This is a genomic window from Hylemonella sp. P2_B10 (assembly GCF_056404875.1).
The window spans coordinates 1,482,685-1,506,436 of record NZ_JBFUDE010000001.1 but is presented as its reverse complement, the minus strand read 5'-3'; the positions used below and the strand labels follow the sequence as shown (position 1 = coordinate 1,506,436).

Genomic DNA, 23,752 nt, shown 5'->3' with positions numbered 1-23,752 from the left:
CGCCATCAGTGGTCTGCCCTTCAATTCCCCATATGCTACAGCGCTGGCCGCCGCTGATTGCCGCGCCGGGGGTGTCAGGCCGTGGCAGCGTCTATGCCGTGCGACTGGCTGAGCAGCTTAGCCACCAGGTCGGCCTGCCGGGTGGAACCGGTCTTGCTGAGCAGGGTGCTCATCTGGTTGCGCACGGTGTTGAGCGAGACGCCGCGCCGGGTGGCGATGTCGTCCAGCCCCATGCCTTGGCACAGCAGGGTGCCGACCTGGGCTTCGGCGGGCGTCAGACCGAAGAGCTCCTGAATGATGAAGGGGTCACCTGCAGTGGCCTGCGCGCTGTCGTGCAGCACCAGCATGGCCAGCGGCAGCTCGCCGAAGCAGCCGGCGGTTTCCATCGGGCGCAACACGGACAGGCTGATGCCCATGGCCTGATGCGCGTTCGGGCCGCGCAGGCGCACGAACTGCCGGTCCACCGGGCCGGAGGTGGGGGCGGCTACCACCAGGGCGTCCAGCGCTTCGGTGAGCTTGGCATCGTCGCCGCTGTTGCTGCAGCGCAGGACCCCACCCGGTGCGTGGACGGCGGATGCGGCCGTGAGCGCTGCCTGGGCGGCCGCATTGGCGTAGCGCAGCGTGCGCGCGGCGTCCACGAGGAAGATGGGTTGCGCCAGGCGGTCCAGCACCGTCTGGCCCACCATGCGCTCCAGGTGCAGGCTTCCCAGGTGGCGGGCGATGGCCAGGGCCTCGGCCATGTGGAAGCGCAGGCTGTCCAGCCAGGCCAGCGTGCCCGGCTCCAGCGGCTGGGTGCCGACGCCGCGCAGGATGGCCAGCAGCACGCCCATGTCGTCATCGTCCACCAGCTTGATGGCGCTGACGTAGCGCGCGCCGACGGGGATGAGGAAATCCTGGTAGAACGGGCTGGCGGCCACCATGTCGTCGGTGAAGACCTGGTGGCAATGGAACCAGTCCGTGGTGCGCGATGCCATCACCATGGGCGCACGCGGGTCTATGCGCTGGTAGGTCTGCAGGTAGGCCAGGTGTGCCTCGGCGCGTGCGCCGCCGCCGTAGTGGCTGAACAGCGCCGTGCCGTTGCGCTTGTCCAGCGCGAACATCTGCGTGGCCCAGGCCTGACAGACATCGTTGATGCCGTCCAACGCGGTCTCCCAGTCCCCCCGGCCGGCTGCTGCGTTGTAGCATTGGGCAACGATGCGTTCGGTGATGTCTGCTTGCACGCGGGTCCTCCCTGTTGGTCGTGCAAGCAGGATATAGGTGGGGCGCCTGAGTGTCCAGCGATGGTGCGCTGCGGCATCCCAGCCCCAGCGCGCGAGTCAACTCTCACACCGTGTATTGCAACCCTGTCCCCGCATACCCCGTCAACCCCACATGTTGCTGGTTGGCCGTGGAGGCTGCCATGTCGGCCAGCCACTGCGCCTGGCTGATGGTGCCTGCGTTCAGCGGTGCCAGCAGGCTGGCCAGCGTGGCCGCGTCCGGTGCTTGACCGTACACGTCGTTGTAGACCATCTTCACCAGGCTGGCGTTGTCCGCGCCGCCGGCAAAGGCCGCGGTGATACCCGCGCTCACCAGCAGCGTGGCTCCGTCCAGCAGGCTGGCCCCGCTGTCGAAGAAGTTCAGGAACAGCCCGGCAAACGATGGCAGGTTCACAAAGTCCTTGCCCAGGCTGGTGGCCACCGCCATCATCAGCACCGCCTTGCCGCCGGCCTGCGTGGTGGCCATGTCGAGCGCCAGGCTGCCGTCGGCGAACTTCAGCCGCTCGATGCTGTTCAGGCTGTCAGACCCGTCGCGGTTGGCTGTCTTGTCGGCGATGGTGATGCTGCCCGCGTTGGCGCCTGCCACCACCGTGTACTCGGCCAGCTTGCCGCTGTATTGCGCGGTGTCCGTGCCGGCGCCGCCGTCCAGGGTGTCGTTGCCGGCCTTGCCGTTGAGGGTGTTGTTGCCCTCGTTGCCGTACAGCTCGTTGTTGAGCTCGTTGCCGCTGCCGGCCAGGTTGCCGGCAGCCGGGGCTAAGGTAAGATTTTCCACGAAGCTGGTCAGCGTGTAGTTGATGCCGGCCACCACCTTGTCCACGGCACGGCCCAGGTCGGGCGAGCGCGGGTCCAGCTTGTCGGCCAGCGCGTCGGTGGCGGTCTCGGTGACGACATCGTCGGCGTTGTCCACGTAGTAGGTGTCGGCACCGATGCCGCCGCTCATGGTGTCGGCACCGCCGGCGCCGTCCAGTGTGTCGTCGCCGGCGTTGCCCACCAGCGTGTTGTTGCCCTCGTTGCCGGTGAGAACGTTGGCCAGTTCGTTGCCGAAGGCGGCAATGCCGCCGGCTCCCACGGCCAAAGAGAGGTTTTCCACAAAGGCGGTCAGCGTGTAGTTGATGCTGGCGATCACCTTGTCCACCGAGCGGCCCAGGTCGGCGGCCGGCGCGTTCGGGGCCAAGGGCTGGGCGGCGTTGCTGGCCAGTTCCTGCACCAGGTCGCCGGCATCGTCCACGTAGTACAGGTCGGCGCCATCGCCACCGGCCATCGTGTCGGCTCCGGTGCCACCGATCAGTGTGTCACTGCCGATGCCGCCGGCCAGGCTGTCGTTGCCGCTGCCGCCGTCAAGCACGTCGTCGCCGCCGGCGCCGTCCAGTTTGTCGTCACCGGCCAGGCCTTGCAGGGTGTCGTCGCCAGCGCCGCCCACCAGGGTGTCCGGGCCAGCGGTGCCTTCGATGAGCTGACCGTTGCCCACGGTGGTGAAGTGGTAGCCGTTGCTGCCGGCAAAGGCGGTGCCAGCCAGGTCCTTGACGATGCCGGCGCCCAGGTCCACGGTGTAGTTGCTGGTGCCCGCCAGGGCGCTGGGCTTCAGGGTCAGCACGCCGCCGCTGACGCTGACCTCGGGCGAACTGGCGGTATAGGTCGTCAGCAGCTTGCCGTCCGCGTCGCGCAGGTAGATGGTGCCGGTGCCCAGCGCGATGGCGCTGCTGAAGGTGATGCTGATGGTGGGCGACTTGGCCACGCCGATGGCGGCGTTGGCGGGGCTGAAGGCGGTGATGGCCAGCGGTCCGCTGGTGGGCTGTTGCAGGATCAGCTGCATGTCGGCGAACTGCACCGTCTCCACGCCGGTGACGGTGTCGTTGCCGTCGGTGCCGGTGTTGTCCTTGATGGTCCAGCGGCCGTTGCCCAGGTCGGTGACGGTGTAGTTGGCGCGATTGGCGTAGTACACCAACCGGTCGTTGCCGGTGCCGCCGTCCATGCTGTCGTCGCCATAGCCGCCGTGCAGGGTGTCGTCGCCGGCGCCGGCACTGATGGTGTCGTTGCCAGCGCGGGCCTGGAAGTCGTTGGCGTTGTCGTCGCCGATCAACGTGTCGTTGAATTCGGAGCCGCGCAGGTTCTCAATGCTGAGCAGGGTGTCAGTGCCGGCGGCGCCGGAACTGGTTCCGGTGAGCAGGCTCACGGTCACCCCTGCGGTGGCCAGCGAGTAGCTGGCCCGGTCGCTACCGCCACCACCGTCGAGGGTGTCGTTGCCATTGCCGCCCTCGATGTAGTCGTCGGTGTTGGCGCCGGTCAGCAGGTCAGCGCTGGCGCTGCCGAGGACGCCGTTGATGCCGTTGAGCGTGTCGTTGCCGTCCGCGCCGCTGACGGTGCCGCTGGCCAGGTTGACGGTGACGCTGCCGCTGGCGTTGCGGTAGTCGACGATGTTGTTGACGCCCAGGTCGGTGCCGGTGCCGGCACCGCCGTAGATCACATCGTCGCCCAGGCCGCCGCGGAAAATCTCGGTCAGGGCGCGGTTGCTGCCGTAGATGGTGTCGGCGAAACCGGAGCCGATGACGAATTCGATGTCCGTCAACGTGTCGTTGCCCAGGCCACCGCCGGTGGCCGAGCCGCTCAAGCCATCCGTACTGAGTTTGATGGTCATGCCGGAGGTGGCGGCGGTGAAGATCGCCACGTCGTACTGCGGCGACAGGTCGGCGCCGTTGTTGACCGACAGCCGCTGCGCGCCGCCCTGCAGGCTGTCGTCACCGGCGCCGCCGGTCAGGTTGTCGCCGCCGTCGCCGCCCATCAGCGTGTCGTTGCCAGCGCCGCCGTCCATGGTGTCATTGCCAGCGCCGGCGTCCAGCAGGTCGTTGCCGCCCATGCCTTCGAGCAGGTTGTCATTGCCGTCGCCGGTCAGGGTGTCGTTGTATTCGGAGCCGCGAACGTTTTCCATGTTCAGCAGCTTGTCGGTGCCGCCCCAGCCGTCCTGGGCCACTCCGGTGGACAGGTTGACGCTGACGGCGGCCGGGCTGCGGTCATAGGCCGCCCGGTCGATGCCGGCGCCGCCGTCCATGGTGTCGTTGCCACCCATGCCCTGGAAGCCCTCAAAAGCCGCGTTGGCCGCGTTGCCGCCGATCAGCATGTCGTTGCGCGGCGAACCGCGCGCGTATTCAATGCTGATCAGGGTGTCGGTGGTACCCCAATTGTCGATGGCGGTGCCGGTGGCCAGATTGACGGTAACGCCTTGGCCGGTGAGCGTGATGCCGCTGTTGTTGTCGAAGGTGGTTTCGAAGTCATAGGCGGCCGTATCGTTGCCGGCGCCGCCGTCCAGCGTGTCGTTGCCGCTGCCGCCAGCGAGCGCGTCGTCGACGCTGCTGCCGATCAGGTAATCGTTGCCGCCCCGGCCGTTAGCGTAGGCACCGCCGGTTACCGCTGCCAGGCGCACGGTGTCGGCGAAAAAGCTGCCATCCACATACTCAATGGAGACCAGGGTGTCCGTGCCAATGCTGGTGCCAGTGGCCTTGCCCGTTGTCAGGTCCACGTTGACGCCGGCGCTGGCGTTGAAGTAGGCCACGGCATCGTTGCCGCCGCCGCCGTCCACCGAGTCGTCGCCACCGGTGAGCACGAACTGGTTGTTCTTGGCATCGCCCCTGATGATGTCGTTGAAGGACGTGTCGTTCACGCCCCCGATGTTGACCAGCTTGTCGGTGCCGCCCTGGCCGTCCTGCGCGGTACCGGCGGCCAGGTCCACAACCACGCCGGTCGTGGCGCCGGAGAAAGCCACGTTGTCGTAAAAGGCGCCGATGGTGCCGCCGTCCAGCGTGTCGTTGCCGGCCCCGCCATCCAGGAGGTCGTCCCCGCCCAGGCCGCTGAGGCTGTCATTGCCGCCCAGGCCCGTCATGATGTCCGCGTCACTCGTGCCGGTGAGGACGTCGTTGCCGCTGGTGCCGCTGATGTTCGCCATGGTTTTTCCTGTTGTCGTATGGGTGTCGCGGCCAAGCGTAGTGGGCCGCTTCAGCGGGCGCATCGTTTATTTGAACTATGGACAACGGGCTGAGCTATGTGCTAGCGCACCCGGATACGCCAGGCGTTGGTTGCCGTGGTGGCGCAATGCGTGACGCGGGCAAGCCTATGATGGGCAGTCAGCACCGAGATTCGGTGTGCCTGATGGCAGGGAGGATGAGGATGCAAAGCACCAGCTACGACGATATTGTCAAAGGTCTCTACCGCGCGGCAGCAGGGGCTATGCCGTGGCACGGGGCGCTGCAGGCCTTGAGCGATGAACTCGGTGGGGACTTCTGCCAGATGGTGCTGATCGACAAGACGTCTGGGCGGATGGCGTTGTCGCTGCACTCCACCAGTGCCCCGATGGAAGGCGCGTTGGACTATATGCGCGAATACCATCGCCTTGACCCTCATGTGGCTCTTGCCGGGCCGCTGCCGACGGGGCAAGTGTTCAACAACAAAATCATTCCAGCCAGCCAGGTGAGGCAGGATCCGTTCTACAAGGACTTCTGGGCCTCGTACAACGTGCGCTACATGTCCGGTTGCAAGGTGGATGAGACGCCGGAGTGGGGCGCCTTCTTCGGCCTGTCGCGCGGGCCGGAGCGCGGGCCGTTTCGCGCGACAACGGACGCAACGCTGACGCGGTTGATGGTGCACCTGCGCGAGGCGTTTGCCATCTACCGGCGGTTTTCCAAATTGTCTGCGCAGGCCGACAGTGCCCGGGTGGTGATCGACCAGACCACGCGCCCCATCTTCCTGCTGGGGCCGGACCGCCTGCTATTGCATGCCAATGCCTGCGGCACCGAGTTGCTGCGGCGCAGAGAGATTGTGCTGTCAAGGAACGGCTTTCTGGGTTGCCGTGATGTCGGCGCGGAAAGCACCATGACACGCGCCTTGTATGAGCTGGAACTGGAGGGCCAGCCCGCCGGCCTGGCCGATGCCAAGCGGCCGGATCGCCGCGCGTTTGCGCTGCGCGACGTGCAAGACAACCCAGTGCCGGCTTGCCTGTGGGCACTGCGCCCTATGCAGACCATGGCGGCGTTTGGCGACACGCCGCGCGCGCTGCTGATGCTGCCAGCCGCGCTGCAGGACCGCCAGGCGGACCCGCAGGTGATGGCGGCGGGTTTGACCTGACGCCGGCCGAAGGAAGAATTCTGGCGGGCCTGACACGCATGCACGATGTGCGCGAAGTGGCCGAAGATCTGGGCATTTCGGTGCACACGGCGCGCGCCCACCTGCGCAGCATTTTTGACAAGGTGGGTGCCCGCAGCCAGAAGGAGTTGCTGCTTAAGGCGCAGGGATTGATGGAGGTCAGCTGACCTCCATCACATGTTCTGGCGTGCCAATGACCTCAGGAATCAATCCTTGTCTTTCTTGTCCTTCTTGCCCTTGCCGTGGCCGTTGTCATGGCCCTTGTTGCCGTGGCCTTCGCCGCGCCGGTGTTCTTCGTACCGCTCACGGACCCAGGACTCCTTGACGAAGTAGACCGGTTGGCCGCAGGCGTTGTAGGCGGCGCAATGCTTGGCCCATTTCTTCTGGTGCCCCGGCGGCACGTAGAGGTAGAGGGGTTGCTGTTGCACCACGACTGCCGGGCGCGTGATGATCACGGGCTGCGCATAGACCACCTGTGGCTGGAAGTTGCCGATGTCGATGCGGCCATAGACGCCAGGCTGGTTGATGCCGATGGACACCCCCACGCTGGTTTGTGCGAAGGCGCTGGTGAGCGCGCAGACGCTGAATGTGGTGAGCAAGAGCTTTTTCATGAGGTGTCTCCAAAAGTGCGTCTGTCGCGGGCAATGGCAAGTCTACAGGCGGTTTGTCCGCCTGTCTGTGGGGATGCCCCTGCTGGCTCAGGGGAAGGTGAAGTTGGTGGTGATGGTGGCGCCCGCGCCCAGCGGTGCCAGGGCAACGCTCTTGTCCGGGAACCCGGTCAACGAACCCACCAAGGTGTATTTGCCGGCCGCCGTGAGGTCGGGCGTGAACAACACCACGGCAGGAGTCGCCACGTAGGGTGCCACCAGCGGTGCGTTCACGGGCACGGCATAGCTGTAGCTGCCGGTCACGCCGTCGACAAACCGGCCGGCCACTTCGATGGTGGGGCCGCCCGTCAGCGGCTGCAGCACCCGCACCTGGGTGTTCAGCGGCGCCGTGCCTGCCAGCGTGCCGGTGGCCGATGTGGGCGGCAGCAGCGCACTGTTGACCGTGTTGATGGCGGTGACGGTGTCGGCGGCCACCACCACGTTGGTGATGACGGCCGTGGTGCGGCCAGGCGCGGTCAGGACCAGCGTGTAGCTGCCGGGTGCCACCGGTTGCAGCAGGAACATGCCATTGGCCGCTGGGGCGGTGGCCCTGACGACCGCGCCGCCTTGCTGCACCGACACGGTGGCGCCGCTGACCAGGGCCGTGTTGACAAACCCGCTGACGCCCGCGATGTAGCGCGGGATGACGGAGACCACGGGCTTGAGCAGGTATTGCCCCGAGTTGCCCGCGGTCACGACGGACTTGCAGGCGTTGAAGTCCAGCACAAAGTCGGCCATTTTGTTGGCGGCGATGTCGATGTCGATGTTGGCCTTGACGCCGGACTGCTGGCCGCTGGGCGTCTTCAGCGCCACTTCGGCGCCGCCGGTGGGCAGCACCGAGTTGGCCAACGGGTGGGTGGCGTCGTTGTCCGCCAGCACCAACCGCAGCTGCGTGTACTTGCCGGTGGGCAGGGGGACCTGACCCAGTTCCTCCAGCACGCCGTTGGTCAGGTTCAGCAGGTTGATGCGCCGCGCGGGGTTGAGCACGATGTCGGACCAGCCGGCGTCGCTGTCGGCGGCACTGCTGCTTTTGTTCACGCGCAGCGACTGGATGGTGATGTTGACGGCGTCATAGCCGCAGGAGGGCGCATCCGTCAGCGCCATGCGCAGGCTGCCGCTGTCGGCTACCGGGGTGACGGGGGCGCTGGTCGTGCTGCCGCCTCCGCCGCCACCGCCGCAGGCGGCCAGGGTCAGCGCCAGTATCGTGGTCAGGAACAGTTGGGGGTGGGGGGTGAGTTTCATGGCGGACCTTGCTTGTTGGCTGTTGTTGGCTAGCGGTAGCGGTAGCGGCCTGGTTGGCCGTGTGTGCAGTGTGCGGCCGGCCTGCCGCGTTGTCCGTTGGCTGGCGTACCCAGCCACGTAACAGTGTGTTGCCAGTGTGTTGACGTGTGTTTGTCGCAAGTGCGTAGCGCGTGCGCAACCGTTTGTCCGGCGCTAGGGTAAGTGCGGATGCGCGTTGCACGGCAGCCGGTAATATCGCGCTTAGTAAATCAGTTAAACGTTTAACTTGCGATGAGTTAAACGTTTAACTCAAGACCTTTGCCAGTTCATGCCGCTGCGCCCCCCAGCGGCAGTTTTCACAATAAGGAGACCGCAATGCAAAAAATTCGCACCCCCAGGGCTGTCGCCGTCCTGTCGCCCATCGCCTCGGCGGTGGCACTCAGCTTGCTGGGCTTGGCGCCCATGGCGTCTGCGCAAACGCAGGGTGCAGCGCCGGCGCCCGCAACGGCGGCGGCCAAGGCGGCTGATGGCAACCAGTTGCAGGCCGTGGTGGTGACGGCCAACAAGCGGGTGGAAAAGCTGGACAGTGTGCCGATGGCGATCTCGGTGCTGAATGAGGAGACCATCCAGCGCAACAACGTGCGCGAGATCGAGGACGTGGTGGCGCTGACGCCGGCTTTGTCGATCAACTCGGGCACCACCAGCGCCAACAACGCCATCACCATGCGCGGCGTGGGCACGCAGACCACCAGCATTGGCGTCGAGGGCGATGTGGTGGTGATCATTGACGACATCCCGATCGCCAACCAGTTCCAGGCTTTCCGCGACCTGGCGGACATTGCCCGCATCGAGGTGCTGAAGGGACCGCAGAGCACGCTGTTTGGCAAATCGGCCATAGCCGGCGGCCTGAACATCGTCACCAAGCCGATTGCCGGGCCGCTGCAGGGGCGCGCCATGATGCTGAAGACCAGCGACGGCGAGTGGCGCGTGGGGGCCTCGTTTGGCGGCGAGCTGACCGAGACCTTTGGCATGCGCGTGGCGGCCAGCAGCTCGCAGTTTGACGGCAACCTGAACAACCTGACCACCGGCGAGAAGGTCAACGGCTCGGGCGGCAAGACGCTGATGGCCAAGTTCGCCTGGCACCCGACCAGCCGGCTGGACGTGGACTTCACGCCCTATTACAACGAGATCACCAACACCCGCAGCGCCAATGCGCTGAACAAGTTCGTCATCCGCAACACCGCCACCGGCGAGAGCCAGCAGGCCGGCCTGGCCGGCAGCAACACGCTGGGGGCGGGCGGCGCGTCGCTGCCGGTGTTCCTGATCCCGGCCAACAGCCCGGCCACCTTCCCGGCCACGGCCACCTCGGTCAATGCCATGCCGGCCTCGGCCGTGCTGGCCGGCATCACCCCCACCCAGTGGAACCGCAACATCCGCCGCGACTACCGGGGCGGCCTGGAGGCCACCGACCGCGGCATGGGGCTGCGGATCAACTACGTGCTGCCCAACGAGGCCACGCTGACCTCCATCACCTCGTACGACAAGTACCTGGCCACCGACTACTTTGACCGCGACTTTGGCGACGTGCCCATCCAGGTGGTGCCGCCCAACGCCACCACCCCTGTGACTGCCAACTCCATCCTGACCGTGCCGGTGACGGTGGGCAACCCGCAGCAGGGCACCTACGACATACGCTCGCGCACGCAGGAGTTCCGCCTGGTGTCGCCCGCCACCGGCGACTTCCGCTACCTGCTGGGGCTGTGGTTTGCCAAGAACGAGACCTTCCGCTGGTTCAACCGTGGCGACTGCCGCGCACCCACGGTGTGCACCAGCGCCGCCGTGGGCGGGCCGGTGGTCTACAAGGCTGATGTGTACAACACCAGCCAGGCCATCTTTGGCCAGGCGACGTGGGAGTTTTCGCCCAGCTGGACGGTGCTGGCGGGTTTGCGCAGCAACCTGGAAACCTCGGGCTACCACTTTGCGCGCAACTACTTCACGCAGGTGACGCCGGACACCTTTGTGCCGGGCGCCGCCGCCACCAATGTGTTTTCGGTGGAGAACAACACCGAGCGTTCCACCACCGGCAAGCTGAGCCTGCAAAAACAGTTCAGCAACGAGTGGATGGGCTATGTGATGACGGCCACCGGTCACAAGGGCGTGGCCTATGACCTGCTGAGCGGCCTGTCTGCCGCCACCTCGACACCGGTGGCGCCGGAGAACGCGCACAGCTACGAGCTGGGCGCCAAGGGCAACCTGCTGAACAACCGCATGTCGGTCAGCGCGGCACTGTTCAACACCAACTTCACCGACTACCAGCAGGCCATGACGGTGAGCCTGGGCGAGGGCGCCGGCACCATCAGCAAGCTGTCCAGCCTGCCGCGCGTGCGCTCGCGCGGGCTGGAGCTGGACGTGAACGCGCTGGTGACGCGCGACTTCAGCCTGAGCGCCAACTTTGCCTACACCGAGGCCACGATCCAGGAGTGGAAGGCCGCCGCCTGCTACACCGACGCCAGCAACGTGCGCGTGGGCACCACCATCTTCGCCGCCAACGGCTCGCTGGCGGGCAAGAACAACAAGTGCTTCCCGGCCTTCACCGGCGACACCGGCGGCGTGCAGGACCTGGCGGGCTCGCCGATGTTCAACGCGCCCAAGATCAAGGTGGTGTTGAGCGGGGTGTATGACGTGCGGCTGGCGGAGCAATCGTTCAACGGCTTCGTCAACGCCAACATCAAGCACCAGAGCGAGATCATCACCAACATCATCCAGGACCCGGACTACTACGCGCCGCCGTTCACGGTGGTGGACTTGGGGCTGGGCATTCGTGACAAGGCCGACAAGTACAAGCTGAGCTTCCTGGTGAACAACCTGCTGAACAAGCAGTATTCGACCAACGGCTTCGGGCAGACGCCGTCGTACCGCGGCTCGGGCGCGGCGCCGGCCTCGGTGAGCATCACGGCCTGGCGGCCGGAGCGTGACACCTGGCGCTACTTCACGGTGCGCCTGGACGTGAAGTTCTGAGGAAACGGCTGGCGCGGGTGGGGTAGCGGCGGGCGGCGGTGGTGCGATACCATGCCGGCAGACTGTTTACAGGGAAACCCCATGCGCCGCTTCTTTGTCGCCACCCCTTCCTGGGCGCTTGCCGCCGCTTTGCTGCTGGCGCCGTTGGCCGTCACGGCTGCACCACCGGTGGCTGCACAGAAGCCCTACCAGGTGGAATCGCCCAACGGCGCGCGCAGCGACCCGTATTACTGGCTGCGCGACGACACCCGCAAGCTGCCGGAAATGCTGGCCCACCTGGCGGCGGAGATGGCCTATTTCGAGGAGCAGTCCAAGCCCTATGCGGCGCTGACGGACAAGTTGTATGACGAGATCGTCGGCCGCATCAAGAAGGACGACAACAGCGTGCCCTACAAGAAGGGCAATTTCCGCTATGTCACCAGGTTCGTCACAGGTGGCGAATACCCCATCTATGCGCGCACGCCTGCCAAGGGTGGACCTGAGCAGGTGCTGATCGATGTGAATGTGGAGGCCAAGGGCAAGGCCTTCATGGCCATTGGCAAGCCGGAGGTGAGCACCAACGGGCAACTGCTGGCTTACCTGGAAGACGACGCCGGCCGCAACCAGTTCACGCTGAAGTTCCGCGACCTGAAGACCGGCAAGAACCTGCCAGACACCATCAAGGGCCTGAGCCGGGGCGTGGCCTGGGCGAACGACAACAAGACCATCTACTACGTGGAAAACGACCCGGTGACGTTGCTGTCCAAGCGGGTGAAGCGCCATGTGCTGGGCACCGACCCGGCCACCGACGCGCAGGTGTACGAGGAGCCGGACAACACCTACTACCTGAACGTGGAAAAGACGGGCGACGACCGCTATGTGGTGGTGAAGTCCAGCAGCACCGAGACGGGCGAGACGCAGGTGCTGGACGCCAACGCCGCAAGCCCGAAGCTGGTGAGCCTGGCTCCGCGCACGCGCGGCATCAAGTACGACGCCGATCACATGGGCGGGCGTTGGGTATTGCGCACCGACTGGGAGGCACCCAACTACCGGCTGATGGCGGTGACGGACGCGCAGGTGGGCGACCGTGCCAAGTGGCGGGAGCTGGTGCCGCACAGCAAGGAGGTGTTTGTCAACGGCTTTGAGCTGTTCAGAAACTACCTGGTGATCAACGAGCGCTCGGACGGACTGATGCGGCTGCGCGTGATGCCCTGGGGCAAGCCAGGCAAGTCCAGCTTCATCAAGTCGGATGAGCCGGCGTATGTGACGCGCCTGTCCACCAACGCCGAGCAGAACACCGACGAGTTGCGCTACACCTACACCTCGCTGACCACCCCCAGCAGCGAGTATGTGGTGAACATGAAGACCGGCCAGCGCAAGCTGCTGAAAGAGCAGCCGGTGCTGGGCGGCTTTGACAAGACCAACTACGTGACCGAGCGCACCTGGGCGGTGGCTCGCGACGGCACCAGGGTGCCGGTGTCGCTGGTGTACCGCAAGGGCACGCCGCGCAACGGCACGGCGCCGCTGTACCAATATGCGTATGGCTCGTATGGCGCGTCCACCGACCCGGGCTTCCGCTCGGCGGTGGTGTCGCTGCTGGACCGTGGCTTTGTCTACGCCATCGCCCACATCCGCGGTGGCCAGGAGATGGGCCGCGCCTGGTATGAAAACGGCAAGCTGCTGAACAAGAAGAACACCTTCACCGACTACATTGATGTGACGGATCACCTGGTGAAAAGCGGCTATGCCGCCAAGGACAAGGTGTTTGGCATGGGTGGCAGCGCCGGCGGCCTGCTGATGGGTGCGGTGGCCAACATGGCGCCGGAAAAGTACGCAGCGCTGGTTGCCCATGTGCCCTTTGTCGATGTGGTGACCACCATGCTGGACGAGAGCATTCCGTTGACCACCAATGAGTTTGACGAGTGGGGCAACCCCAAGACCAAGGCCTATTACGACTACATGCTGTCGTACTCGCCCTATGACAACGTGCAGGCCAAGGCCTACCCGGCGATGCTGGTGACCACCGGCCTGCACGACTCGCAGGTGCAGTATTACGAGCCGGCCAAGTGGGTGGCCAGGCTGCGCGCCAGCAAGACCGACACGCACCCGCTGCTGTTCAAAGTGAACATGGAGGCTGGGCATGGCGGCAAGTCTGGCCGCTTTGTGCGCCAGCGGGAGACGGCGGAAGAGTTCGGCTTCATCCTGAACCAACTGGGGATGGCCAAGTAAGTCCGTCCTCGCGGGCGGCTCCGCACGCTAGCGGGTTGGTGCGCTGCCGACGCCGCTGGTGCGCGTGACTCCGCGAATGTCCCCCGGCCCTGCGGGCCTCCTCCTTGATTTCGCTACGTCACGCGCCCCAGCGACATCGGACACGTTGGCGCTCGTGGCGCTGGCACGCCAGCCACGTTGGCAGGATCAGGTCGATGCGGCATTCGGCGCAGCGGCATCAAGGAGGAGGCCCGTAGGGCCGGGGGACAGCCGCGGAGCTGAGCGCCGTGGCGGCCTGATCTCGCAAACCACCGTGGCTTGCTTACTCGAACGGACCGGCCGTCACGAAGCCGCCGCCCTGGAACTGCACCACGGGGTTACTGAGGTCGGGCTGGGGCGTGTTCGCGTGGATGGCCTCGCGGTAGGGGTCTGAGCTGTCTTGCGGGCGGTAACCCACGTGGCGGGCCAGGCGGTTGTCCCACCAGGTGACGGCGTTGTTGGACATGCCGAAGATGATGCTGTGGTCCAGCACCGGGGTATGCAGACAGGCCAGCACCAGGCGCAGCAGGTCGGGGTAGCTGAGCCAGCTGGCCAGCATGCGGCGGTCCTTCGGCACGGGGAAGCACGAGCCTATGCGCAGGCAGGCGGTCTCGATGCCGTAGCGGTCAAAGTAAAAGCGCGACAGGTCTTCGCCAAAGGCCTTGCTCAGGCCGTACAGGCCGTCGGGGCGCGGGGGGGCGGACGCGTCTATGGTCTCGCCCTGGCGGTAGAAGCCGGTGACGTGGTTGGAGCTGGCGAACAGGACGCGCTTGACGCCGTGCTTGCGCGCCGCTTCGTACAGGTTGTACAAGCCCAGGATGTTGGCATGCAGGATGGGCTCGAACGGGCCTTCGACCGAGATGCCGCCCATATGCACGATGGCGCTGACGCCTTCGACCATCGCGTGCACGGCGGCGGCATCGGCCAGATCGGCCAACATGATTTCTTCTTGCGGCTGCGCTTCACCCAACGCCACGCGGTCGGACAGGCGCAGCACCTCGCAGTGCGGTTTCAGCTGCTCGCGCAGCACCTTGCCCAGGCCACCGGCGGCGCCGGTGAGCAGCAGGCGGGGGAAGCGCAGGGTGGGTGGTGGCGCTGTGGGCGTGGTGGTGTTCATGGGGTGTGTGTTGTGCAGCAAGGTTGAATTGGGTCGTGAGGGTGCTGATGCGGGTAGTGGCAAGAACGGTGCCAACTAGGGCGTGGGCCACAGCAGCCACGCCAGGTCGTCGCGCGTCAGCGGTTGCAGGGCTTGCACTGCGGCGCGGTAACGCGCTTCGCCATAGGCGGCTTGCGCCTGCAGCAGCACGGGCAGGGCAATGGCCAGCGGCGGCGTGGGCTCTACCGATGTGGCGTAAGTCCAGCCCTTGGGGGTGACGACGGTCTGGGCGACGAAATCGATGGCGGCGCGCAGCGAGCGGCCTTCGCGCTCGAAAGCCCACACGTCCAGCGGCTGTTTGGCATCCAGGGGGCTGAGCAATTGGCCTATGCGCGCCAGGCGGTTGGCGGCTTCCAGCGTGAACACGGTGTAGTGGAAGGGGCGGGTGCGCTCCAGCTCCAGCGGCAGGCGGCCGTCGCGGGCGATCTGGCTGGCCAGGCGCTTGGTTTGCGCGTCCCCCACCAGCTGGCGGGCCTGGGCACGCTCACCCGTGAACACCAGGTAGGCGGCCAGTTGGGCGTCGTAGAACATGCCGTGGTTGTTGTTGGCGACGGCCTCTTCGCGGCCGGGCTCGCTGTGTTGCATCCACTGGCTGAAGGCGGCAAACCATTGGCGCAGCGCGGCCAGCTCGGGCGGGGCCAGCGCGGCGCTGGGGGCGATCAGCGCCACGGCGTCGATCACCCACCACAGGTCGCGGGTGTCGATCAGGCCGATGCCGCGGCCGTCCACGATGCCGGGGATGGCCTGGCCGAAGCGCAGGTGCGGGTTCATGCGTGTGGCCGGTGTCAGGAACCAGGTGCGCAGGGCGGCGGCGGTCTTGTGCGCGTAGCGGGGGTCGTGCGTGAAGTGGTAGGCCAGGGCCAGGTCGCGCACGTCAGCCAGCAGGGCGTACAGGCGGTCCACGTCCATGCCCTCCCCGGCCACCTGCGGATTGCGCTGGCCGTCGCGGCGCACATAGGGCAGGCCGTTGGGGGTGGCGGGGTTGGGCCACCAGTAGGGCCCCATGCTCATGTAGTCGTGCTTGTCGCCCGAGGGCGGCGTGGTGGTCTTGTGGGTGACGCTGCGCTCGGGCACTGCGAGCGCATTGTCGGCGCGGCGCAGCAGCGCCTGGTAGCTGGGCTGCAGTGCGGCGTCCTGCGTGCGCAGGCGTTGGGCGCTGCGGGCCAGGGCCTGGGCGTCCAGCACCACCAGTGCGGGCGGGGCTTCGGCTGCGGGGGCGGTGGCTTGCGCTGTACCTTGGGCCCAAGCTGGCTGCAAGCCGGGTGGGAGCAGCAGTGCGGCTGCCAAGGCGAGCAGGGGTGTCAAGGTCTTCATGCTGCGGCTCCAGGGCCCAGGCGCAGGCCGGATTGGGCGTCAAAGAAATGCAGGCGGTCAGCGGGCAGGCCCAGCACGGTGCGGTCGCCCACGCGCAGGTCGGGCCTGTCGTGGGCGCAGACCAGCAGGGTGCCGGCCGCTGTGGCCAAGCTCAATTGAGATTGCGCGCCCATGTACTCGATGGCCAGCACCTCGCCACCCAGCGTGGTGGCGTCGCCGTCGCGCTGGCCCAGGTGCAGGTGCTCGGGGCGCACGCCCAGGCTGACGGTGGCGGCAGCGCTGTGTGGCGCGCCATGCCCCGGCACCGGCAGGCGCTGGTCGCCCAGCGTGGCGAAGGCCAGGTCGCCGGCGCGCTGCAGCGGCAGTTCGCAGAAGTTCATGGCTGGCGAGCCTATGAAGCTGGCGACGAAGCGGTTGACGGGGCGCTCGTACAGTTCCACCGGCGTGCCGGCCTGCTCGACGCGGCCGGCGCGCAGCACGACGATGCGGTCGCCCATGGTCATGGCCTCCACCTGGTCGTGGGTGACGTAGACCGAGGTGGTCTTGCTGCGCGCGTGCATGGCGCGGATTTCGGCGCGCACCGAGGCGCGCAGGGAGGCATCGAGGTTGGACAGCGGCTCGTCGAACAGGAACACCGCCGGCTCGCGCACCATGGCCCGGCCCATGGCCACGCGCTGGCGCTGGCCGCCGGAGAGCTGGCGCGGCAGGCGGTCCAGCAGCGGGGTGAGGCTGAGCATGTCGGCCACGGCGTCCACCTTGGCGGCGATGGTGGCCTTGGGCTGGCCTGCCAGGCGCAGGCCAAAGCCCATGTTGTCGCGCACGCTGAGCTGCGGGTACAGCGCGTAGCTCTGGAACACCATGGCGATGTCGCGCGCCTTGGGCGGTGCATCGGTGACGTCGCGCTCGCCGATGAAGATCTGGCCTTCGGTGGGCTCTTCCAGCCCGGCGATCAGCCGCAGCAGCGTGGACTTGCCGGAGCCGCTGGGGCCGACCAGCACGCAGAATTCGCCGTCGGCAATGTCCACCGACACATTGCGGATGACGTCGGTGTCGTTGAAGCTTTTGCTGAGCGCGCGCAGTCGGACTTCTGGCATGGTGGTACTTGGTTAACCCTTGACGGCGCCCATCAGCAGGCCCCGGTTGAACGCCTTTTGCATGGCGAGGTAGATCAGGATGGAGGGCAGCATGGCGATCAGCGTGATGGCCACGAAGACGGCAGGGGGCATCATCTCGTCGGCGCGCACCGAGGCCAGCGCGACGGGCAGTGTGTACAGGTCGTCGCGGTTGGCGACGATCAGCGGCAGCAGGTACTGGTCCCAGATCATGATGAAGCCGAACACCGCCACCGTGCCCAGCGCCGGCTTGACCAGCGGCAGGATCACCAGCCAGAAGACCTGCCATTCACTGGCGCCGTCGACGCGGGCGGCCTCTTCCAGCTCCATGGGCACCTTCTTCATGAACTCGGTCAGCATGAAGATGGAAAACGCCCAACCCACCACCGGCAGGATCATGCCCCAGTGGCTGTTGAGCAGGCTGACGTTGAGCAGCGGCAGCTTGCCCAGCACCAGGTACAGCGGGATGGCGATGACCTCTTCGGGCAGCATCATGGTGCACAGGATGAGCATGGACACCAGGGCCTGGCCGCGGAACTTCTTGCGCGCCAGCGCGTAGGCGGCCAGCGCGCTGACGCTGACCTGCAGCACCGTGCCCACGGTGACGACGATGACCGAGTTGAGCAGGTAGCGCCAGACCTGGCTCTTGACCCAGGCGTAGTGGAAATTCTCCAGCGTCGGGCTTTGCGGCCACAGCAGCAGCTTGCCGGGCTGCAGCGTGACGCCGCTGAAGGCGGTGACGGCGAAGGACCAGAACGGGCCGACGAACACCAGCAGCAGCAGGGCATAGAACAGCCCGCGCGGTGCCGCTTGCAGCTTGCGTTTGAGCGATGTGCGGCGCGGCGCGCTCATGCTTCCGACCTCTTGCGCCATTGCAGGTAGACCAGCGTGGCGGTGGCGGTGAAGGCGAACAGCAGCACCGAGGCCGCCGAGGCGTAGCCGTAGTCGAAATCGACAAAGCCCAGTTTGTAGATGTGCGTCATCACCACCTCGGTGGCGCCGGCCGGGCCGCCGCCGGTGGTGGCCTGGATTTCGGCAAAGACGCGAAAGCCGCGTATCAGCCCCAGCGTGACCACGATGGTGATGGCGTGCGCCAGCCCGGGCACGGTAACGAAGCGAAAGCGCTGCCAGGCGTTGGCGCCGTCCACGCGCGAGGCCTCGTACAGCTCACTGTTGATGGTGGCCAGGCCGGCGACGAAGATCACCGTGTCGTAAGGCACGCTCTTCCAGGTGTGCATGGCCATCAGCCAGTAGAGGGCGGTGTCGGGGTCGTTCAGGAAGCCCTGCGCTTGCACACCCGCCCAGCCCAGCAGCGTGTTGACCACGCCGTCGGGCGTGGGCGCGTACAGGATGCGCCACACCTCGGCCAGCACGGCGGCGCTGGTGACGGCGGGTAGGAAAATTGCTGTGCGCACGAAGCGCAGCTGCCTCGTGCTGCCCTGCAGCGAGAGCGCCAGCAGCAGCGCCAGGCCGGCCGACAGCGTGACGGTGCTGCACACATAGACCAGCGTGTTCCACACCGCCGAGCCCAGGGCCTCGTCATCCAACACGCGGCGGAAGTTGTCCAGGCCCACCCATTCGCTGGGGGCGCCGAAGTTGACCTTGTACAGGCTCATCTGCAGGCCGCGCAGCATGGGGATGAACTTGAAGAAGCCAAACACCAGCAGGGCCGGCGCCAGGAACAGCGCGGGCACCAGCCAGGCGCGGCTGGGTGCTTTCTTGCCGGTCTTGGTGGTCTTGGGTGATGTCATTTGGCCAGCACCTTTTGCGCGGACAGTTGCTGGTTGACGCGGTGGTTCAGCTTGCGCAAGGCCGGGGCCAGCTCCACATTGCAGCGCGACAGCATGGCGTTCAGGCCTTCGCCGATGACCTGCTGCATGCGGGTCCAGTTGGGGATGGCGGGCATGGCGTGGCCGTTGCGGGCGTATTCGTTGGCCACCATTTGCCAGCGCGGGTCGTTGTGCACCGTGGCGGGGTCCACATGGCGGTTGACGGGCAGGCGCACCACCGACAGGCCGCCGCCGGCGGGCTTCATGCCCAGCGCCTGGCCTTCGGGCGAGATCAGGAACTCGACGAACTTCAGCGCGCCGGCCTTGTTCTTCGCCGCCTTGGGGAAATAGGCCAGCTCGCCACCGGCCAGCACGCCGTGGCCGGCTGGGCCGGCCGGGGCGGGTACCACTTCGACCTTGTCGCGACCGGGCTCGCGGTCGAACAGGGGGATGTGGTAGGGGCCAGACAGGTACATGCCGGCCTGGCCGGAGGTGAAGGCCTTGTTGGCCTCTTGCGTGGGCGCGTTCATGGCGCCGGGCTGGGTGGCCTTGAGCTCGCAGTGCAGCTTGCGGATGAAGGCCACGGTGGCCAGCGCGGCGGGCTCGTCCAATGCGCCGCGGAACTGGCCCGGGCGCACCTGGCGCACATACTCGCCGCCGGCCTGCCACAGGAAGGAGCTGAGGAACCAGGCCGCGTAGCCGCGCTGCGCCGAGCCAGGCATGACAAAGCCATAGGTGTCGGCGCGGCCGTTGCCGTCGGGGTCTTGCGCGGTGAAGGCGCTTGCCAGCGTGGCCACCTCCATCCAGGTCTGCGGCACCGGCAGGTTCAGCCTGGTGCGCCAGTCTTTGCGGATGAACAGCACCTGGGCCTGCGCCGAGGTGGGCACGCCGTAATAGTGGCCGTCGAAGCCCTTGGCACTGTCCCAGGCGCGCTCTTGCAGGTCGGCGCCGCCGGCTACCCGTGCGCGGTCCACGGTGGCCAGCAGGCCCATCTGCACAAACTGGCCGGTGGCGCCGCTGTCGTTGATGATGAGGTCGGGCAGTTCATCGGCGATGGCGGCGCGTGCCACGCGCTGTTCGAAATCGGTGGTGGCGTTGAAGTATTCGACCTTCAGGCCGGTCTTGCGGGTGAAGGCCTCGGCGATGGCGTTGTAGGTCTTGCGGCCGTCGGTGGAGGAGCGCGTCCACACGCGCACGGTGTCTGGGGCTGGGGGCTGCGCCTGCGCCGCTGTGTTCCACCAGGGCGCCAGCAGCGCCAATGTCGCCAGTGCGGCCGGGGCCAGCCGGTGTCGCGGTGGCGGTGGCCGTCGCGCGGCGTGGGAGGAAGAGGGCGCGGTCATGGAATGGGGCGGCGGCGAACAGTATGCGGGGCGGGCGTTGGTGGTGGCGGATGTAGGTAAACGTTTAACTTAGTGTACCGATGGCCATTTGCCCAGAGCGCTAGTGTTTACCCGGTAGGGCGGTGTTTTATTGCTGTGAAACATCCAAGTCGGCCGTTTTTAGTATATCGTTTACCTTGTGCTGTCTGTCCCACCCCCAAACCATGCCCGCTCCTGACCAAGCCCGTGCGCCCACGCTGAAGGATGTTGCCCGCGCGGCGGGTGTGTCCATCGCCACGGTGTCACGTTACATCAACGGCGTGCAGCGCTTCAGCGAAGACACCGAGGCGCGCTTGCGCACGTCGATCGACGCTTTGGGTTTCAGCGTGGACCCGTTGGCGCGCAGCATGATCACCGGGCGCACCAACACGGTGGCGGTGGTGATTCTGGACATCCGCAATCCGCACTTCACCGGCATCGTCAAAGGTGCCAACCGCAAGGCGCAGGAGCTGGGCTACAACCTGCTGTTCGTCGACACCGGTGAGCGCCAGAGCGGCGAAGCCGGCATGCTGCGCGAGCTGAGCCGCCGGGTGGACGGGCTGATCGTCAGCTCGCGCATGCCCGATGCCGACCTGTCCACATTGAGCCGGCTGGAAAAACCGGTGGTGTTCTTCGGCCGCGCGGCGCGGCTGGGGGTGCACAGCGTCAGCGCCGATGGCCGCAGCGCGGCCGCCATGCTGGCGCGCCACCTGGTGGACCTGGGGCACCGGCGCATTGCCTACCTGGGCTACCCGGCCGCGCGCTGGGACGCCGAGCGCCGCGCCGGCCTGGCCGAGGTGCTGGCCGAGACCGGGCTGACGCCGAGCTTCTTCAACGCCGAGGCACCGACGCTGGAGGCCGGCGAAAAGGCGGTGGACGAGGTGCTGATGGGCACCGTGCGGCCCGACGCCGTGGTCTGCTACAACGACCTGCTGGCCATGGGCTTCATGAGCCAGGCGCAGGTGGCGGGGGTGCGCATCCCCGAGCAGGTGTCGGTGACGGGGTTTGACGACATCCCCTTCGCGCGCTACACCACGCCGGCTCTGACCACCATCGACATGCAGAGCGAGACCATGGGCGAGGTGGCGTTGACGCGGCTGGTGGCCCTGATCGACGGCACGCTGGACCCGGTGGACGAGATGCTGCGCCCACGGCTGGTGCTGCGGCAGTCCACCGCGCGCAAGCCGGTTCACCCATCGTCCTGAGTTTCCCCTGATTCTTTTCCCCCTGTTGCCATGACCTCTCTCAGTGCACCGCACCGGATTGCCGACGTACGCGTGACGCCGGTGGCCTTGAAAGACCCGCCGCTGTTGAACGCCTCGGGCGTGCACGAGCCGTACACGCTGCGCGCCATTGTGGAGCTGGAACTGGAGGGCGGCATCACCGGCCTGGGCGAAACCTATGGCGACATGCCGGGCCTGGCACAACTGCAATGCAGCGCGGCGCTGCTGCGGGGCCTGAGTGTGTACGACCTGCAGGGCCTGGCGGGCCTGGTGGCACAGGGCGTGGCACAGGCCGATGCCGCCCATGCCAAGGCCGGCCAGCCAGCGGCGCCGGTGGTGGACGTGGCGCCCGGCACCCTGCCGGGCAAGGCCATCGCCAAGACCTACTCACCGCTGGAGTGCGCGATGCTGGACGCGCAGGCGCGGCTGGTGGGCCTGCCGCTGGCGGACTACCTGGGCGGGCGCGTGCGCGACCGTGTGCCCTACAGCGCCTACCTGTTCTACAAGTATGCGCAGCACATGGATGCGCCCTACGAAGCCGACCCCTGGGGCGAGGCGTTGGATGCGCCGGGCATCGTGGCGCAGGCGCGGCGGATGATTGCCGAGAACGGCTTCGGATCCATCAAGCTGAAGGCTGGCGCGCTGGCGCCCGATGTGGAGGCCGACAGCCTGCTGGCGCTGCGCGACGCCTTCCCCGGCGTGCCGCTGCGCATAGACCCCAACGCCAACTGGTCGCTGGCCACGGCCAAGCGCATCGCGGCCAGGCTGGGCGATTGCCTGGAGTATTACGAAGACCCGGTGATGACGCTGGAAGAAGACGCCGAGCTGCACCGCGCCACCGGCCTGCTGCTGGCCACCAACATGGTGGTGACGGACTGGGGGCAGTTCCGCGACAACATCGGCAAGCGCGGTATGCAGATCATCCTGTCGGACCACCACTTCTGGGGCGGCGTGCGCGCCACGCAGCACCTGGCGGCGATGTGCGAGACGTTTGGGCTGGGCTTGTCCATGCACTCCAACTCGCACGCCGGCATCAGCCTGATGACGATGACGCACCTGGCGGCGACCATTCCCAACCTGCGCTATGCCTGCGACACGCACTACCCCTGGCAGTGCGAGGACGTGCTGGCTGGGGGGCGCATTGCCTTTGAGGACGGCTGCGTGCGGATAAGCGACGCGCCGGGCATAGGCGTGGAGGTGGACCAGGCGCTGCTGAAGCAGTTGCACCAGCAGTACCTGGCATGCGGCTACCTGCGCCGTGATGACGAGGCGCAGATGCGTAAGTACAAGCCTGACTATCGCAAGGTGAAGCCGAGGTATTGAGGCTTTGTTCGGCTACCGATTCAGCACACCGCGAATCGTGGCTGCCAGCTCTTCCGCAACAAATTTGGCGATGTAGGCGTCCGCTCCCACGCTCTGGACGTGGCTTTCGTTGGCCGTGCCGGTCAATGACGAATGGATGATGACGGGGATGTTTTTCAGGCGGTTGTCCTGCTTGATGTTGCGTGTCAGCGTGAAACCGTCCATCTCAGGCATCTCCAGGTCGGTCAGCACCAGCGCCACGCTGTCCTTGGCGGTCTTGCCCTGTTCTGCCGCTTTGGTGGCGGTGGCCTGCAGGTGTTCCCAGGCCTCTTTGCCCGTCTTCTTCATGATGTAGGGAACGCCCATGGCTTTCAGGCCCTGCTCGATCATCATCCTGGCGACGGCGGAATCGTCAGCGGCCAGGATCACGGAGCCGGGCGGCAAGTTGATCTGCGGGCCGACAGCGCCGGGTGCGATTTCTTTCTGCGTTTCGGGCATCACGTCGCGCAGGATCTGCTCGACATCCAGCACTTGCGCCAGGCGCGTGTTCTCGGAGTTGCCGTCCAACCGCGCAATGCTGGTCACCAGCCCGCCGCCGCTGCCCTCGGCGGAAAGCACTTGCTTCCACTCCAGCCGGACGATGTCGTCGACTTCCTCCACGGCGAAGGCCTGGGTTGTGCGGGCGTATTCGGTCACCAGCAGAATGGTCAAGCCCTTTTTGGGATTGCAGCCCACGACGGCAGGCAGGTTGATCACGGTGATGATTTGCCCGCGGATGTTGGCCACACCCATCACGTTGGCTGGCGCGTTCACCATGGCGGTGATGGGTGGCATCACCATGATCTCGCGCACCTTGAACACATTGATGCCGAACAGCTCGCGGCGGTCCGAGCCGGGGGCTTCGCCCAGGCGGAACAACAACAACTCGAACTTGTTGCTGCCCGTCAGGTTGGTGCGTTCATCGACTTCATGCATCGCCGCTTTCATGGGGTACCTCAGTGCCTTTGGTGGGTTGGGCTG

The 23,752-nt window shown here is 66.6% G+C and carries 17 protein-coding genes; 6 read left to right on the top strand and 11 right to left on the bottom strand.

What is annotated here, in order from left to right:
- Positions 1–74 precede the first annotated feature (74 nt).
- Positions 75–1,220 carry a helix-turn-helix transcriptional regulator gene (locus tag AC1DX2_RS07065; RefSeq protein WP_477195582.1) on the bottom strand — a complete coding sequence of 382 codons (1,146 nt, stop codon included), beginning with the start codon at positions 1,218–1,220 and terminating at the stop codon, positions 75–77.
- Positions 1,221–1,323: 103 nt separating this feature from the next.
- A complete protein-coding gene (locus tag AC1DX2_RS07060) occupies positions 1,324–5,193 on the bottom strand; it encodes a beta strand repeat-containing protein (RefSeq protein WP_477195581.1) in 3,870 nt (1,289 codons plus the stop codon).
- 146 nt (positions 5,194–5,339) lie between these two features.
- Here AC1DX2_RS07060 and AC1DX2_RS07055 point away from each other — a divergent pair, with 146 nt between their 5' ends.
- Together AC1DX2_RS07055 and AC1DX2_RS07050 are read left to right on the top strand one after the other, a co-directional pair.
- Positions 5,340–6,368: a hypothetical protein gene (locus tag AC1DX2_RS07055; protein WP_477195580.1), complete on the top strand. Its 1,029-nt coding sequence runs from the start codon at positions 5,340–5,342 to the stop codon at positions 6,366–6,368.
- Positions 6,369–6,406: 38 nt separating this feature from the next.
- Positions 6,407–6,553 (top strand): LuxR C-terminal-related transcriptional regulator, encoded by a 147-nt coding sequence (locus AC1DX2_RS07050; RefSeq protein WP_477195579.1) that lies wholly within the window; start codon positions 6,407–6,409, stop codon positions 6,551–6,553.
- A 39-nt stretch (positions 6,554–6,592) separates the two neighbouring features.
- Here AC1DX2_RS07050 and AC1DX2_RS07045 read toward each other — a convergent pair whose 3' ends face one another.
- Together AC1DX2_RS07045 and AC1DX2_RS07040 are read right to left on the bottom strand one after the other, a co-directional pair.
- A complete protein-coding gene (locus AC1DX2_RS07045) occupies positions 6,593–6,997 on the bottom strand; it encodes a hypothetical protein (RefSeq protein ID WP_477195578.1) in 405 nt (134 codons plus the stop codon).
- Between the two features lie 87 nt (positions 6,998–7,084).
- Positions 7,085–8,275 carry a DUF4382 domain-containing protein gene (locus AC1DX2_RS07040; RefSeq protein ID WP_477195577.1) on the bottom strand — a complete coding sequence of 397 codons (1,191 nt, stop codon included), beginning with the start codon at positions 8,273–8,275 and terminating at the stop codon, positions 7,085–7,087.
- Between the two features lie 354 nt (positions 8,276–8,629).
- On the opposite strand from AC1DX2_RS07040, the gene AC1DX2_RS07035 reads away from it, so the two are divergent.
- Together AC1DX2_RS07035 and AC1DX2_RS07030 are read left to right on the top strand one after the other, a co-directional pair.
- Positions 8,630–11,272 (top strand): TonB-dependent receptor, encoded by a 2,643-nt coding sequence (locus tag AC1DX2_RS07035; RefSeq protein ID WP_477195576.1) that lies wholly within the window; start codon positions 8,630–8,632, stop codon positions 11,270–11,272.
- A gap of 81 nt (positions 11,273–11,353) precedes the next feature.
- Positions 11,354–13,480: a S9 family peptidase gene (locus AC1DX2_RS07030; protein ID WP_477195575.1), complete on the top strand. Its 2,127-nt coding sequence runs from the start codon at positions 11,354–11,356 to the stop codon at positions 13,478–13,480.
- A 301-nt stretch (positions 13,481–13,781) separates the two neighbouring features.
- Here AC1DX2_RS07030 and AC1DX2_RS07025 read toward each other — a convergent pair whose 3' ends face one another.
- The 6 genes from AC1DX2_RS07025 to AC1DX2_RS07000 form a co-directional block, all read right to left on the bottom strand.
- Positions 13,782–14,615: an NAD-dependent epimerase/dehydratase family protein gene (locus AC1DX2_RS07025; RefSeq protein WP_477195574.1), complete on the bottom strand. Its 834-nt coding sequence runs from the start codon at positions 14,613–14,615 to the stop codon at positions 13,782–13,784.
- 75 nt (positions 14,616–14,690) lie between these two features.
- Entirely contained in the window at positions 14,691–15,968 is a 1,278-nt protein-coding gene (locus tag AC1DX2_RS07020; RefSeq protein WP_477195573.1) for an alginate lyase family protein, read from the bottom strand.
- Positions 15,965–17,062, bottom strand: a complete 1,098-nt coding sequence (locus tag AC1DX2_RS07015) for an ABC transporter ATP-binding protein (RefSeq protein WP_477195572.1) — start codon at positions 17,060–17,062, stop codon at positions 15,965–15,967. Before AC1DX2_RS07015 ends, AC1DX2_RS07020 begins: the two co-directional genes overlap by 4 nt.
- A 12-nt stretch (positions 17,063–17,074) precedes the next feature.
- Entirely contained in the window at positions 17,075–17,932 is an 858-nt protein-coding gene (locus AC1DX2_RS07010) for a carbohydrate ABC transporter permease (RefSeq protein ID WP_477195571.1), read from the bottom strand.
- Entirely contained in the window at positions 17,929–18,831 is a 903-nt protein-coding gene (locus AC1DX2_RS07005; RefSeq protein WP_477195570.1) for a carbohydrate ABC transporter permease, read from the bottom strand. The genes AC1DX2_RS07010 and AC1DX2_RS07005 overlap by 4 nt, the downstream gene beginning before the upstream one ends.
- Positions 18,828–20,189, bottom strand: a complete 1,362-nt coding sequence (locus tag AC1DX2_RS07000; RefSeq protein WP_477195569.1) for an ABC transporter substrate-binding protein — start codon at positions 20,187–20,189, stop codon at positions 18,828–18,830. The genes AC1DX2_RS07005 and AC1DX2_RS07000 overlap by 4 nt, the downstream gene beginning before the upstream one ends.
- Before the next feature lie 203 nt (positions 20,190–20,392).
- On the opposite strand from AC1DX2_RS07000, the gene AC1DX2_RS06995 reads away from it, so the two are divergent.
- Positions 20,393–21,412 (top strand): LacI family DNA-binding transcriptional regulator, encoded by a 1,020-nt coding sequence (locus tag AC1DX2_RS06995; RefSeq protein WP_477195568.1) that lies wholly within the window; start codon positions 20,393–20,395, stop codon positions 21,410–21,412.
- A 30-nt stretch (positions 21,413–21,442) separates the two neighbouring features.
- A complete protein-coding gene (locus AC1DX2_RS06990) occupies positions 21,443–22,753 on the top strand; it encodes an enolase C-terminal domain-like protein (protein WP_477195567.1) in 1,311 nt (436 codons plus the stop codon).
- A 12-nt stretch (positions 22,754–22,765) separates the two neighbouring features.
- Here the strand turns inward: AC1DX2_RS06990 and AC1DX2_RS06985 are convergent, their stop codons facing one another.
- Complete coding sequence (locus AC1DX2_RS06985) at positions 22,766–23,719, bottom strand: chemotaxis protein (protein ID WP_477195566.1); 954 nt, start codon at positions 23,717–23,719, stop codon at positions 22,766–22,768.
- Positions 23,720–23,752 lie beyond the last annotated feature (33 nt).

Coding starts and splice junctions, on each gene's coding strand:
- AC1DX2_RS07050 (WP_477195579.1), top strand. CDS start 6,407: ATGCACGATGTGCGCGAAGTGGCCGAAGATCTGGGCATTTCGGTGCAC.
- AC1DX2_RS07015 (WP_477195572.1), bottom strand. CDS start 17,062: ATGCCAGAAGTCCGACTGCGCGCGCTCAGCAAAAGCTTCAACGACACC.
- AC1DX2_RS07040 (WP_477195577.1), bottom strand. CDS start 8,275: ATGAAACTCACCCCCCACCCCCAACTGTTCCTGACCACGATACTGGCG.
- AC1DX2_RS07045 (WP_477195578.1), bottom strand. CDS start 6,997: ATGAAAAAGCTCTTGCTCACCACATTCAGCGTCTGCGCGCTCACCAGC.
- AC1DX2_RS07055 (WP_477195580.1), top strand. CDS start 5,340: ATGCGTGACGCGGGCAAGCCTATGATGGGCAGTCAGCACCGAGATTCG.
- AC1DX2_RS07030 (WP_477195575.1), top strand. CDS start 11,354: ATGCGCCGCTTCTTTGTCGCCACCCCTTCCTGGGCGCTTGCCGCCGCT.
- AC1DX2_RS07025 (WP_477195574.1), bottom strand. CDS start 14,615: ATGAACACCACCACGCCCACAGCGCCACCACCCACCCTGCGCTTCCCC.
- AC1DX2_RS07060 (WP_477195581.1), bottom strand. CDS start 5,193: ATGGCGAACATCAGCGGCACCAGCGGCAACGACGTCCTCACCGGCACG.
- AC1DX2_RS06995 (WP_477195568.1), top strand. CDS start 20,393: ATGCCCGCTCCTGACCAAGCCCGTGCGCCCACGCTGAAGGATGTTGCC.
- AC1DX2_RS07010 (WP_477195571.1), bottom strand. CDS start 17,932: ATGAGCGCGCCGCGCCGCACATCGCTCAAACGCAAGCTGCAAGCGGCA.
- AC1DX2_RS06985 (WP_477195566.1), bottom strand. CDS start 23,719: ATGAAAGCGGCGATGCATGAAGTCGATGAACGCACCAACCTGACGGGC.
- AC1DX2_RS07005 (WP_477195570.1), bottom strand. CDS start 18,831: ATGACATCACCCAAGACCACCAAGACCGGCAAGAAAGCACCCAGCCGC.
- AC1DX2_RS07000 (WP_477195569.1), bottom strand. CDS start 20,189: ATGACCGCGCCCTCTTCCTCCCACGCCGCGCGACGGCCACCGCCACCG.
- AC1DX2_RS07035 (WP_477195576.1), top strand. CDS start 8,630: ATGCAAAAAATTCGCACCCCCAGGGCTGTCGCCGTCCTGTCGCCCATC.
- AC1DX2_RS06990 (WP_477195567.1), top strand. CDS start 21,443: ATGACCTCTCTCAGTGCACCGCACCGGATTGCCGACGTACGCGTGACG.
- AC1DX2_RS07020 (WP_477195573.1), bottom strand. CDS start 15,968: ATGAAGACCTTGACACCCCTGCTCGCCTTGGCAGCCGCACTGCTGCTC.